Origin of the sequence: Pectobacterium artocarpous (assembly GCF_046159765.1) — a bacterium.
Taxonomy (GTDB): domain Bacteria; phylum Pseudomonadota; class Gammaproteobacteria; order Enterobacterales; family Enterobacteriaceae; genus Pectobacterium.
The window spans coordinates 1-12855 of record NZ_JBJXVK010000009.1 but is presented as its reverse complement, the minus strand read 5'-3'; the positions used below and the strand labels follow the sequence as shown (position 1 = coordinate 12855).

13 protein-coding genes and 1 other RNA gene are annotated in these 12855 nt (G+C 52.0%); 9 read left to right on the top strand and 5 right to left on the bottom strand.

The window, feature by feature from the left end; all coding sequences use genetic code 11:
* Nucleotides 1–324 precede the first annotated feature (324 nt).
* The gene (gene nudK / locus ACKQAD_RS07620; protein ID WP_409159598.1) at nucleotides 325–906 is read right to left on the bottom strand and encodes a GDP-mannose pyrophosphatase NudK; all 582 of its coding nucleotides are present in this window, start codon (nucleotides 904–906) and stop codon (nucleotides 325–327) included.
* Nucleotides 907–1278: 372 nt separating this feature from the next.
* Between nudK and ACKQAD_RS07615 the strand changes: the two genes are divergently transcribed.
* The 3 genes from ACKQAD_RS07615 to ACKQAD_RS07605 all read left to right on the top strand — a co-directional run bounded on the left by ACKQAD_RS07615 (nucleotide 1279) and on the right by ACKQAD_RS07605 (nucleotide 3964).
* Entirely contained in the window at nucleotides 1279–2376 is a 1098-nt protein-coding gene (locus ACKQAD_RS07615) for a glycerol dehydrogenase (protein ID WP_409159597.1), read from the top strand.
* 192 nt (nucleotides 2377–2568) lie between these two features.
* Nucleotides 2569–3744, top strand: coding sequence for an MFS transporter (locus tag ACKQAD_RS07610; RefSeq protein ID WP_409159596.1), 1176 nt, complete (start codon nucleotides 2569–2571; stop codon nucleotides 3742–3744).
* Nucleotides 3745–3757: 13 nt separating this feature from the next.
* The gene (locus ACKQAD_RS07605) at nucleotides 3758–3964 is read left to right on the top strand and encodes a 2-hydroxymuconate tautomerase family protein (protein ID WP_409159595.1); all 207 of its coding nucleotides are present in this window, start codon (nucleotides 3758–3760) and stop codon (nucleotides 3962–3964) included.
* Nucleotides 3965–4033: 69 nt separating this feature from the next.
* Here ACKQAD_RS07605 and ACKQAD_RS07600 read toward each other — a convergent pair whose 3' ends face one another.
* Both ACKQAD_RS07600 and grpE read right to left on the bottom strand, forming a co-directional pair.
* Complete coding sequence (locus tag ACKQAD_RS07600; protein WP_409159594.1) at nucleotides 4034–5272, bottom strand: Nramp family divalent metal transporter; 1239 nt, start codon at nucleotides 5270–5272, stop codon at nucleotides 4034–4036.
* Nucleotides 5273–5512: 240 nt separating this feature from the next.
* Complete coding sequence (gene grpE, locus ACKQAD_RS07595) at nucleotides 5513–6100, bottom strand: nucleotide exchange factor GrpE (RefSeq protein ID WP_409159593.1); 588 nt, start codon at nucleotides 6098–6100, stop codon at nucleotides 5513–5515.
* Between the two features lie 148 nt (nucleotides 6101–6248).
* Here grpE and nadK point away from each other — a divergent pair, with 148 nt between their 5' ends.
* The 3 genes from nadK (at nucleotide 6249) to bamE (ending at nucleotide 9358) form a co-directional block, all read left to right on the top strand.
* Nucleotides 6249–7127, top strand: a complete 879-nt coding sequence (gene nadK / locus ACKQAD_RS07590; protein WP_409159709.1) for an NAD(+) kinase — start codon at nucleotides 6249–6251, stop codon at nucleotides 7125–7127.
* 80 nt (nucleotides 7128–7207) lie between these two features.
* Complete coding sequence (gene recN, locus ACKQAD_RS07585) at nucleotides 7208–8869, top strand: DNA repair protein RecN (RefSeq protein ID WP_409159592.1); 1662 nt, start codon at nucleotides 7208–7210, stop codon at nucleotides 8867–8869.
* Between the two features lie 153 nt (nucleotides 8870–9022).
* Nucleotides 9023–9358, top strand: a complete 336-nt coding sequence (gene bamE, locus ACKQAD_RS07580; RefSeq protein WP_039355545.1) for an outer membrane protein assembly factor BamE — start codon at nucleotides 9023–9025, stop codon at nucleotides 9356–9358.
* Nucleotides 9359–9595: 237 nt separating this feature from the next.
* Here bamE and ACKQAD_RS07575 read toward each other — a convergent pair whose 3' ends face one another.
* Nucleotides 9596–9877 (bottom strand): RnfH family protein, encoded by a 282-nt coding sequence (locus ACKQAD_RS07575; protein ID WP_409159708.1) that lies wholly within the window; start codon nucleotides 9875–9877, stop codon nucleotides 9596–9598.
* Nucleotides 9867–10313 (bottom strand): type II toxin-antitoxin system RatA family toxin, encoded by a 447-nt coding sequence (locus ACKQAD_RS07570; protein ID WP_409159591.1) that lies wholly within the window; start codon nucleotides 10311–10313, stop codon nucleotides 9867–9869. Before ACKQAD_RS07570 ends, ACKQAD_RS07575 begins: the two co-directional genes overlap by 11 nt.
* Nucleotides 10314–10468: 155 nt before the next feature.
* On the opposite strand from ACKQAD_RS07570, the gene smpB reads away from it, so the two are divergent.
* The 3 genes from smpB to ACKQAD_RS07555 all read left to right on the top strand — a co-directional run bounded on the left by smpB (nucleotide 10469) and on the right by ACKQAD_RS07555 (nucleotide 12751).
* Entirely contained in the window at nucleotides 10469–10951 is a 483-nt protein-coding gene (smpB, locus tag ACKQAD_RS07565) for an SsrA-binding protein SmpB (RefSeq protein WP_409159590.1), read from the top strand.
* Between the two features lie 50 nt (nucleotides 10952–11001).
* Nucleotides 11002–11364: a transfer-messenger RNA gene (gene ssrA, locus ACKQAD_RS07560) on the top strand.
* A 199-nt stretch (nucleotides 11365–11563) separates the two neighbouring features.
* A complete protein-coding gene (locus tag ACKQAD_RS07555) occupies nucleotides 11564–12751 on the top strand; it encodes an integrase domain-containing protein (RefSeq protein WP_409159589.1) in 1188 nt (395 codons plus the stop codon).
* Nucleotides 12752–12855 lie beyond the last annotated feature (104 nt).

The following is a 12855-nucleotide window of genomic DNA, read 5'->3' as shown; positions in this document are numbered from 1 at the left end:
ACCGCTTACATTCTTTCATCCGGTGATACGGGTCACACAACGGGGTGAGAAATGACTAAATATTCGATCTAAATACAAAAATTTTAGGAAAAATTTCCCCCCTATAGCGCACATACCAACCGATAAAAGCGACTAAAATAAAGACAAAATCCAGATCATACCATTGAAAATAAAACAAAAAATGAAAATATAAAAACAGAGAAAAAGGTTATTCGGTTAATATTAACCACAATCACGCCGTCACCATGAAATGACACAAGAATGAAAGCGTTACCACACAACTTCAAGAGGCACACGAGGATACCCGTGTGCCGCAAACCCTGTCTATGTTCTGACAAACCAGCCGCGAATGATCGCGTGCTGTAGCAGCATGATGGTTTTGCCGTCTTTAATCCTACCATCGTTCATCATCGCGACGGCTTCGCTGAACGGCAATTCCAGCACTTCGATATCTTCATCTTCCACACCGCCGCCCGAGTTATCCCGTAGCGATTCATCGTATTCGGCCGCAAAGAAGTGCAGCCGTTCTGTGACACCGCCGGGCGACATGTAGGCATCGAACAACTTCTCGACGTTACCAACCGCATAACCGGTTTCTTCTATCGCCTCATTACGGATGCACTCTTCGGGCGAATGATCGTCCAGTAACCCCGCGCACGCCTCCAGCAGCATGCCGCTCTCGTTACCGTTGACGTAGGTAGGAATACGGAACTGCCGCGTCAGGATCACCGTGCCTTTCGCCCGGTTGTACAGCAGAATCGTCGCACCATCACCACGGTCGTAAACCTCACGAATTTGGCGCACTACACCGCCATTCTTTCTTTTTAAATCAAAAATATATTTATGAAGAATAAACCAGTGGTCGGACAGCAGCTTCTTTTCGACGATATCAATGGGAGACGACATGCAAACACCTCGACGATCGATGGCTGGAGGAACGCTTTTCATATAGTAGAGTCACACATCATATCCCCTTTTCGCCCCGACATAAACGGGCAGGGAAACGCAGGCGCAGCGGTAATTACGACATAACCTTTTCACTAACCGAATGATTTTTATGATTTATCGTCGCGCTTCCATTTCGCTCTTTTCGTCCATCTCTGGTTTCTCGTCTATGCTATACCCTAAGTTATTCGCGTTTCAGGAAGTCACGCTGCGCTTTTGTTACCTCCACCACCACCGCCAATTCGCCATAGCGTGCATACCGCAACCGCCTTCCTGACCCGCTCAAATTCCATACCGCATCACTTCTCCAACAACATCATCGAGGTAGACAACATGAGCCATTTCATTTTCTCTTCACCTAGAAAATATGTTCAGGGTCGCGGCGTGCTGGATGAGCTGGGCGAGCAGCTTAAGCCGCTAGGTACGAAAGCCTTTCTGATGGCGGACAGCATCGTGTGGGACATCATCGGCCAGCGCGTCGATACCTCTCTTAAACAGGCGAGCATCGGCCACCATTACGAGCGCTTTAACGGTGAGGCGTCCAGTAACGAAATCACGCGCCTTGCCAAGTTGGCGCGTGACGCTGGTACGAATATCGTCGTCGGATTAGGTGGCGGCAAAACGCTGGATACCGCGAAAGCTGTCGCCGATGAACTGAAACACAACGTCGCGATCGTCCCAACCGTGGCGTCAACGGATGCACCGTGCAGCGCGCTGTCTGTCATCTACACCGACGACGGCGTGTTTGAATCCTATCGCTTTTACGATAAAAACCCCGATCTGGTACTGGTCGATACCGCCGTCTGCGCTCAGGCTCCTGCCCGCCTGTTTGCCTCAGGCATTGCCGATGGGCTGGCTACGTTTGTCGAAGCACAGGCGGTTCTGCGTTCTCACTCACTTTCCATGTTGGGCGGTAAACCCACGCTAGCGGGCATGGCGATTGCCGAAACCTGCGAAAAAACACTACTCACCTACGGCTACAGCGCCTATAAAGCAGTGGAGAAAGGTGCCGTCACGCCAGCGGTGGAATCTGTGGTTGAAGCGAATACGCTGCTTTCCGGCCTCGGGTTCGAGAATGGCGGGCTGGCTGGCGCTCACGCTATCCACAACGGTTTTACCGCGATTAAAGGCGATATCCACCACCTCACGCACGGGGAAAAAGTCGCCTATGGCACGTTAACGCATATGGTGCTGGAGCAGCGCCCCGATGAAGAAATCGCACGCTACATCCGCTTTTACCGCGCCATCAACATGCCAACCCGGTTAAAAGATCTGCATCTGGAAAATGAGTCGTTTGAGAATCTGGTCAAAGTCGGAGAGCTGGCGTGCAGCGACGCCGATACGCTGAAAAATCTGGACAGCGGGTTAACGGCAGAAGACGTCGCCCACGCGATTGTTGCCGTCGACGCGTTCAGTAAAACGATCGCATAGCGGTAGCTGCGGTAAAAAGCCCGACGTCAGCACGATCGATCCAATGGCGTCGGGTGTGATACACAAGCCTCTCCACATCACAAAGAAAAACGTTCTCTTTACGTCATCAACCTGCTCATTACTATTCACTTTTATTTGCTGAGAAAATGGGCAGGATAACGGCATGTTCTCTGTACTTTGGGTCATCGCATAATGGATCGTCCTCGCCTTATTCCCCTCTCGGATACGCTGACGCTTGCCCTTTTCGGGACGATCGTGCTGGCGTTAGGCATGGGGCTTGGACGCTTTTTGTATACGCCGATGCTGCCCGTGATGCTGGAAGAGAGCAGCTTCACCTTCAACCAGCTTTCCTATATTGCCAGCGCGAACTACGCTGGCTATCTGTTCGGTAGCCTGTTTTTCTCTTTCAGCCGTCGCGCCTCAGCCTCTCACCCCATGTTCCTGATGTTTAGCGCTGCCGCCGCGAACGGCATTTTGCTCTTCGCGATGGCACTGACCACCCACACGATGCTGGTCATGCTTATTCGTTTCCTCGCCGGGATCGCCAGTGCAGCAATGATGATCTTCGGTTCGTTGACCATTTTGCACCATACCCAGAATCACAGTAGGCAGACTCACGTTATCGCCTCGCTCTACGCCGGAGTAGGTGTGGGGATCGTATTGGGCAATGAATTCATCATCATCGGACGGCATTACGCCCTCACCGCCGGGTTATTATGGTGGGGTGCCGCTCTGCTCTCCACGCTACTTCTGATTGCCTTATTCATCCTTTCTCCGCCTAAATCCAGCGTCGCGCCGCAGCCGCTGACGAATACCGATGAGCCACCTCTGCCTGGCTGGCGGCGGCTTGCGTTGTTGTATGGCCTTGCAGGCTTCGGGTATATCATCATCGCCACCTATCTGCCGTTGATGGTGACTGCACTGGGTATGCCGCATTTATCTCTTCATCTCTGGTCGCTGGTTGGGCTGGCCATCATTCCCGGCTGTTTTTTCTGGCTATGGGCTGCCAGCCGCTGGGGAACCTTGCCCAGCCTAACAGCAAACCTGCTCATTCAGGGCATATGCGTCCTGCTGACGCTGTTCAGCCACTCTCCCATAGCGCTGATATTCAGTGGTATCGGCTTTGGTGCTACCTTTATGGGAACGACCTCGCTGGTGATGCCCTTCGCCAAACGGCTACGCGCACCGCACAGCATCAACCTGCTTGGTCTGGTGACGCTCACTTACGGCATTGGCCAAATTCTTGGTCCACTGCTCACCAGCGCCTTGACGAATACCAACGCTATCGCGCCAGCGATACTGTGCAGCGCAGCAGCACTTTTCATCGCGGCAGGGCTCTGTTTCCCCTTCCGTCGACCACAACCATAACCCCGGAGAACCCATGCCATACGTCAACATCAAAATCACCAATGAAGGTGCCACCACTGAACAAAAACGTCAGTTGATTGAGGGCGTGACCCAACTGCTGGTCGATGTGCTAAACAAAAACCCGAAAACCACCGTCGTCGTGATTGATGAAGTCGACACGGACAACTGGGGGATAGGCGGCGTTCCGGTGACGGAGCTGAGGAAGGCTAGTAACCAGTAACCAGTAACCAGTAACCAGTAACCAGTAACCAGTAAATAGTGAAACGGTGCCACATACGTGGCACCAGACTTATATCCCCAGCATCGTATCAATGAGCAGATACATATTCAGAGAAACCACGAGAACGACAATAAGTTGCCCAATACGCTGTACCCATTTGCCGTTGACCATCGTTCCCATCAGTTCACGGTTGCCAGTGAAGGACAACAGTGGAATCAGCGCCAGCGCAATCCCGAAGCTCAGTACCACTTGACTTAGCACCAGCACGCGCGTCGGATCCATACCGGACAGGATCACGATAAACGACGGCAGCATCGTTACGGTGCGGCGAACCCAAAGCGGAATGTGGAAACGCACAAATCCCTGCATCACCACCTGCCCCGCCAGCGTACCGACAACCGTAGAGGACAGGCCGGCGGCCACCAGGCTCAGACCAAAAATTATTGCAGCAGCTTTGCCTAACAGCGGCTCCAGCGTGAGGTAGGCTTTATCCAGATCGGCAATATTCTGATTGCCGCTGAAATGGAACGCTGCCGCCGCCGTCGCCATCATCGCCAGATTGACGAATCCGGCTATCGTCATCGCAATCGCGACATCGACTTTCGTTGCGGAATAACGCTCGGCACGGGTATGGCGGCCTTCGTGCTGCGTCAAGGAAGAGTGAAGGTAAATCACATGCGGCATAATGGTCGCCCCCAGAACACCCGCCGCCAGCAGCACGGCATCGGAGGTCGGCAGACTAGGGATCGCCATACCTTTGGCTAACGCGGATAGCTCCGGCTGAGAGAAGACCAACTCGACAATATACGCCGCTGCAACAAACAGCAGCAGTCCGCCGATAACCATCTCCAGCGGCTTCTGACCGCGCTGTTGCAACATTAAAATCAGGAAAGTTGCAATAGCGGTGAGGATCGCGCCTTCCAGCAACGACACGCCCAAGAGCAGTTTGAAACCAACCGCCGCACCGATAAATTCGGCCAGATCGGTCGCCATCGCAATAATTTCAGCCTGCACCCAATAGGCCCAAACGGCCGGACGCGGAAAGCGATCGCGGATATGTTCCGCCAGATTTTTACCCGTCGCGATCCCTAATTTGGCGGACAGCAGTTGGATCAGCATCGCCATCAGATTCGCCCACACCACCACCCACAGCAGCGTATAACCATAGGCTGCGCCAGACTGGATGTTCGTAGCGAAGTTACCCGGATCGATATAACCAATCGCCGCGATAAACGCCGGGCCCATCAAAGAGAGTTTGATCTTCCTTGATGTACGGCTTGTTGACTCAATAACACGGCTACCCGGCATAGTATGACCCTTCTAACACTGTTGTTTTATTACTCTCACAAAAACGATAATGATTATCAAGTGCATTTAGAGCGGTGATACCAATTCTTTTGATAGTTAAAGATGATGAGCCATTCAAAACCTAAAAAATATCTTTTTTATCAAACAAACCTTAACAAGATATAAACAAAAAACCCCATGCGATGGCACGGGGTTTGGAATGAAGATGCGTTGTAAATACAGTCTTAAAAGCAAAAACTATCAGTCTTGTGCTTTTGATACCGCAACCATTGCTGGACGCAACAAACGGCCGTTCAACGTATAGCCTTTTTGCATTACCATCATGACGTGGTTCGGCTGGTGATCGGCCGAAGGCAGCATCGTCATTGCCTGATGCACTTCTGGGTTAAATGGTACGTTGACCTCACCGACAACCTCAATACCAAATTTGCGGACGGCATCCAGCAATGATTTCAGCGTCAGTTCAACCCCTTCAATCATCGCAGCCAGTGATTCGTCGGCTTTGTCCGCCGTATCCAACGCACGTTCCAGATTATCGATAACTGGCAGCATTTCGCTGGCAAATTTTTCTACCGCAAATTTATGCGCTTTCTCAACATCCATTTCCGCACGGCGGCGAATGTTATCGGCTTCAGCACGGACGCGAAGCATATTGTCACGTTCACGCTGTTGCAGTTCGCTCAACTGGGCTTCCAGCTCAGCGATGCGTACATCACGCGGGTCAGCTACGTCTGCCGTCTCTGGCGTGGCATCCGTTTGCTGCCCTTTTGCTGCTTCCGTTTGATCCAGCACTTGCTCGTCAGGCGTTTTCTGTTCTTTACTACTCATGAAATTCTCCGCGGTTTAGCATTAATCTCGCTAGTTGCTTATTATGGGGATCAAAATCGGGGATTCAAGGGAACCCGTCATATATTGCTTCCCGTCGCTGCCGATACACCACGCTGAGGACAAAACAGCAATGAACACACCGCTTACAATGAACAGGCCGTTTAATTGTATTGGCATAGTCGGCCACCCGCGCCACCCAACGGCGCTGGCAACTCATGAGATGCTTTACCACTGGCTCACCGACAAAGGTTACTCGGTTCTGATCGAGCAGCAAATCGCCCGTGAACTGAACCTGAAAGACGTGCCGACCGGTAGCCTTGCCGATATCGGCCAGCAGGCAGATCTGGCCGTTGTCGTCGGCGGTGATGGCAATATGCTCGGCGCGGCGCGCGTGCTGTCGCGCTATGACATCAAGGTTATCGGCGTGAACCGTGGTAACCTCGGTTTTCTGACCGACCTCGATCCTGACCAGGCGCAGCAGCAGCTTTCTGACGTGCTCGACGGTCATTATCTGAGCGAACAACGCTTCATGCTGGAAGCACACGTTTGCCGTGCAAACCAGCCCAACAGCATCAGTACTGCCATTAATGAAGTCGTACTTCACCCGGGGAAAGTCGCACATATGATTGAATTTGAAGTCTATATTGACGACAAGTTCGCCTTTTCCCAACGTTCAGACGGCCTAATTATCGCTACGCCTACTGGCTCAACCGCCTATTCCCTTTCCGCTGGCGGCCCGATTCTGACGCCGTCGCTGGATGCGATTGCGCTGGTACCCATGTTCCCACATACGCTGTCTGCACGCCCGCTGGTCATCAACAGCAGCAGTACGATTCGGCTGAAATTTTCCTGCATTACCAATGACCTGGAAATCAGTTGCGACAGCCAGATTGCGTTACCGGTACAGGAAGGCGAAGAAGTGCTGATTCGCCGCAGCGAGCACCACCTAAATCTGATTCATCCGAAAAATTACAGCTATTTCAATACACTAAGCTCAAAACTCGGCTGGTCAAAAAAATTATTCTAAAATTCTATCCAGCTACTTTACTGTATATAAAACCAGTTTATACTGTATGTAATCACATGTGATTACATACAGGAGCTATCATGCTGGCGCAACTCACTATCAGTCACTTCGCCATCGTGCGCGAATTAGAAATCGATTTTCAGTCAGGAATGAGCGTTATCACCGGAGAAACCGGTGCGGGGAAATCGATTGCGATTGATGCCCTCGGTTTATGTCTGGGAAATCGTTCTGACGCCAGCATGGTCAGGCCGGGCGCAGCCCGCGCCGACATTTGCGCCCGCTTTGCGCTGGCAGATACCCCAACGGCACGCCAGTGGCTGGAAGAAAACCAGTTGGATGACAGCAACGAGTGCCTGCTGCGCCGCGTCATTAGCGTCGATGGTCGCTCGCGTGGCTTTATTAACGGCACCGCTGTGCCGTTGTCCCAGTTACGCGAACTCGGTCAGCACCTGATTCAAGTACATGGCCAACATGCTCATCAGCTACTGCTGCGCCCCGACCACCAAAAACACCTGCTGGATGCCTACGCCGATGAACCGAAGCTGCTGGTTGCTATGCAGCAGGTTTGGCATCAATGGCACCAAAGCTGCCGTGCGCTGGCGCAACTGCAACAGGCGGCGATTGAGCGCGAGGCCCGCCGGGAACTACTGCAATACCAGTTGAAAGAGCTGAATGAATTCGCCCCACAGTCCGGTGAATACGAACAGATTGACGTTGAATACAAGCGCCTCGCAAATAGCGGCCAGCTATTGACGATGAGCCAACAGGCCATGCAACTGCTGGGCGAAGACGAAGAGCAGAACATCATCAGCATGCTGCACAGCGTAAAGCACCAGCTTAGCGAACTCATCAGCATGGATGACAAGCTGTCTACCGTGCTGTCCATGCTCGAAGAAGCAGGCATTCAGCTCAGCGAAGCGAGCGATGAACTGCGCCACTACAGCGAACAAATGGATCTCGACCCGGTTCGCCTGTATGAACTGGAACAACGCCTGTCGCGGCAGCTCGCACTGGCTCGCAAGCACCATGTTGCTCCAGAGGCGCTCCCGGCGTTCCATCAGCAGCTACTGGAAGAACAACAACAGTTGGAACAGCAGGAAAGCGACCATGACGCGCTTAGCGCTTCCGTCGGCGAATATCATCAGCAGGCGTTGCACCTTGCAGAACAACTGCACATGCGTCGTCAGCACCACGCCAGCGAGCTGGCACAGCTCATCACCACCAATATGCGTGAGCTGGCGATGCCACACGGTCACTTCACGATTGATGTGAGATTTACACCGGACAGCCTGACGGCCACCGGTGCTGACAGTATCGAGTTCCGCGTGACCACCAACCCCGGCCAGCCACATCAGACGTTGGCGAAAGTGGCATCGGGCGGCGAACTGTCGCGTATCGCGCTGATTATTCAGGTAATCACCGCACAGAAGATGGACACGCCAGCGATGATCTTCGATGAGGTCGATGTGGGTATTAGCGGACCAACCGCTGCCATCGTCGGCAGAATGCTACGCCAGCTCGGCGAATCTACGCAGGTGATGTGCGTGACGCACCTGCCGCAGGTCGCAGGCTGCGGACATCAGCACTTCTTCGTAAGTAAACAAACGGACGGTGCAGAAACAGAAACCCTGATGCAGCCGTTGGATAAGCGCGCTCGGCTACAGGAACTGGCCCGTCTCCTGGGCGGCAGCGCCGTAACCAAAAACACGCTGGCAAATGCCAAAGAATTGCTGGCAGCCTAAAATCTACCGCAGGCAAAGGCCAGAAAGGTGCGTTACTGGTAAAAAAGCTCAACTTTTTTACCTTCCTGAGGTCATACAATCGCCTTGCAGGTTTCCAAGTCCTGCAAGGTCTATTATCATCGGCAACCTATGCCCTTAAGGAATGTAATCACTATGCGCTGTAAAACGCTGACTGTCGTCGCCGCGGTGGTTGTTATGCTGACCGCCGGTTGTTCCACACTGGAAAAGGTGGTCTATCGGCCGGACATCAATCAGGGAAACTATCTGGCACCGGCTGACGTTGCGAAAATTCACACCGGCATGACCAAACAACAGGTCGCTTATACGCTGGGTACGCCTATGATGCAGGATCCGTTTGGCAGCGATACCTGGTTTTATGTCTTCCGCCAACAGCCTGGCCATGAGTCGGTAAAACAGCAGACGCTGACGCTGACCTTCAGCGGCAGTGGCGTGTTAACCAATATCAACAACAAGCCTGCGCTGAATTAATGCTTTCAATGCCGCTTGGCTGAATCAGGATTAACGATCCCGGCAACCAGAAGCGGCACGTTAAGACGAACCCCACAATGGGCAGAGTCCTTGAAGAAAGCCAACGCACACGCGGCTTGATGTATGGCGGGTATAACAGCAGGCAAATCTGAAGGTTTCAGGTTTGCCTGTGTTTTTTGTAAGGGTATCTAAGTAACAACGAGCAGGGAAACGTCATTTTTTGTTTAGCGGTATTGCTCAGGATTTGCTCTTAGAGCGCTCGGCGCGCTGGCGACGTAGCTCTTTTGGATCGGCAATCAGCGGGCGATAAATTTCCACGCGATCACCATCCTGCACAACGTCGGCCAGCTTCGCTGCACGACTATAAATACCGACTTTATTCACCTGCAAATCGATATCATGGCGCAGCTCCAGCAGGCCCGATGCCACAATAGCCTGCTCAACCGTGCAGCCCTCTTCCAGCTTCACCGTGCGCAGATACTGGCGTTCCGGCAGCGCGTAGACCACATCAACCTGCATTGCGGACACTGTAGACCTCTTTGGCTCGCTGCGTGAAAGCTTGCACCATATTTCCGGCCAGCTCCTTGAATACTTTGCCAAAAGCGAGTTCAATCAAGGCATTGGTGAATTCAAATTCCAGATGCAGCTCGACTTTACAAGCATCAGCGCTCAGCGGCGTAAAACGCCAGTCGCCACCCAACTGACGGAACGGGCCATCGACCAACTGCATATTGATATTATTGTTATGCGTCAGCGTATTACGTGTGGTAAATGTCTTGCTTATACCCGCTTTGGAAACGTCGACTGCGGCGGTCATCTCCTCGTCGGACGAGGAGAGCACACGGCTCCCCGTACAGCCCGGTAAAAACGCGGGGTAGGAAGCGACATCATTCACCAGCTTGTACATCTGTTCAGCACTGAACGGCACCAGTGCGGAACGACTTATCTTTGGCATACTATTTTCCGAGATTCATAAAACGCGCAAAATAATAGCACTGATAGCCCGACAGACAAAAATTCTGCGAAGCTGATCGCACGATATCATTAACCACGACACGGACACACGGCGGGGATTTCATTCCCAATGACATCCAGTATAATGACGGCACTATGACAAAGAGAAAAGCATACAAACCCGGTTCCGCCACCATTGCGCAGAACAAACGCGCCCGTCACGAATACTTCATTGAGGAAGAATTTGAGGCTGGCCTTGCGCTGCAAGGATGGGAAGTTAAATCACTGCGCGCAGGCAAAGCAAACCTCAGCGACAGCTATGTCACCTTCATGAACGGTGAGGCTTACCTGTTTGGCGCGACAATCACGCCGCTGAATGTGGCTTCATCACACGTTGTTTGCGATCCTATTCGTACTCGCAAACTCCTGCTCAACAAACGCGAGCTGGAATCGTTATTTGGCCGCGTCAGTCGTGAAGGCTACACCGTCGTCGCGCTGTCTATGTATTGGAAAAATGCCTGGAGCAAAGTCAAAATCGGCGTGGCGAAAGGCAAAAAGGATCACGATAAGCGTGACGACATCAAAGAACGTGAATGGAAGTTAGACAAAGCCCGTATCATGAAGAACGCCAATCGCTAAGCCACTGGCTTAACAACGGTAAGTTCTGGTATACTGGCGACAGTTTCTTGGGGGCTGATTCTGGATTCGACGGGATTTGCAAAGCCCAAGGTGCATGCCGAGGGGCGGTTGGCCTCGTAAAAAGCCGCAAAAAAATAGTCGCAAACGACGAAAACTACGCTTTAGCAGCTTAATAACCTGCTTAGAGCCCTCTCTCCCTAGCCTCCGCTCTTAGGACGGGGATCAAGAGAGGTCAAACCCAAAAGAGATCGTGTGGATGCCTTGCCTGGGGTTGAAGCACTAAATCTAATCAGGCTAGTTTGTTAGTGGCGTGTCTATTCGCAGCTGGCAAGCGAATGTAAAGATAGACTAAGCATGTAGTACCGACGGTAGAGTGGTTCCGGACGGGGGTTCAAATCCCCCCAGCTCCACCACATTATGATCCGGATACGTCCGGTGAAATCCAGAAAGCCCGCACGGCACAAGCCCTGCGGGCTTTTTTGTGTCCGTTATTGTCCGACGATATTCGCCTGAATCCAGAGATTATTGGTATACGAATTGGTATACGGTAGGATATATACCAAAAGGCGTATACCAATTGCATGTGTATACCAATGACAAAGGATTCCCCACATGGCACGGACAACCCGCCCCCTCACCCACACTGAAGTACAAAAAGCCAAAGCGACAGATAAAGATCTGACGTTGCATGACGGCAACGGGTTATTTCTCTTAGTCAAAACTACCGGGAAAAAGCTGTGGCGGTTCCGCTACCAGAAACCAACAACCGGCCAACGCACCATGATCGGGTTTGGCGCTTACCCGGCATTATCGCTAGCCGACGCCCGCGCAATGAGAGACGAAAAACTCTCTTTGTTAGCCAAAGGTATCGATCCACAGGAAAAAGTGGCTAAAGAAGAGGAAGAAGCGCAAATCGCGGTGGAAAGCATCTTTATTAACGTGGCGCGTAGCTGGTTCACGTTGAAACAGACGAATGTCAGCGCCGATCACGCTAAAGACATTTGGCGATCGCTGGAAAAAGACGTGCTCCCAGCAATTGAGAATATCCCGGTACAGGAAATCAAAGCCCGCACGTTGATACAGGCGTTAGAGCCGATTAAAGCCCGTGGCGCACTGGAAACCGTAAGACGTTTGGTACAGCGCATTAACGAAATCATGGTTTACGCGGTCAATACGGGGCTGATTGACGCTAACCCAGCCTCTGGCATAGGTATGGCCTTTGAACGCCCTAAAAAGCAGCATATGCCGACTATCCGGCCAGAAGAACTCCCCAAACTAATGCGCACCATTGCCATGTCTAACCTGTCCATTCCGACCCGTTGCTTATTAGAATGGCAGCTATTGACACTAATCCGCCCGGCAGAAGCCTCCGCCACAGCATGGGCAGAGATCGATATAGAGAAAAGAACGTGGAGTATTCCGGCTGAACGAATGAAAGCCAAGCGCGATCATATTGTGCCGCTCTCCAATCAGGCGCTGGAACTGCTCGACATCATGCGCCCTATCAGCGGCAACCGGGAGCACGTATTTCCCAGCCGTAATGATCCTAAAAAGCCCATGAACAGCCAGACCGCGAACGCTGCATTAAAACGCATCGGCTACGGTGGCAAACTGGTCGCACATGGTTTACGCTCGATAGCCAGTACTGCCATGAATGAAGCTGGTTTTAATCCTGATGTGATTGAGGCGGCGTTAGCTCATTGCGATAAGAACGAAGTTCGACGGGCTTATAACCGCTCAACCTATCTTGAACAGCGAAAAGAGTTGATGGATTGGTGGGGAAGCGAAATACGGAAATAAAATGATGGCCTCAATCAAGAGGCCACTACTTTAAAGTTTGTTTTTAAAAGAGACTGTAATTTAAATTGTGTAATTGCCTGTTTTTGATATGTTCACTCCAACAG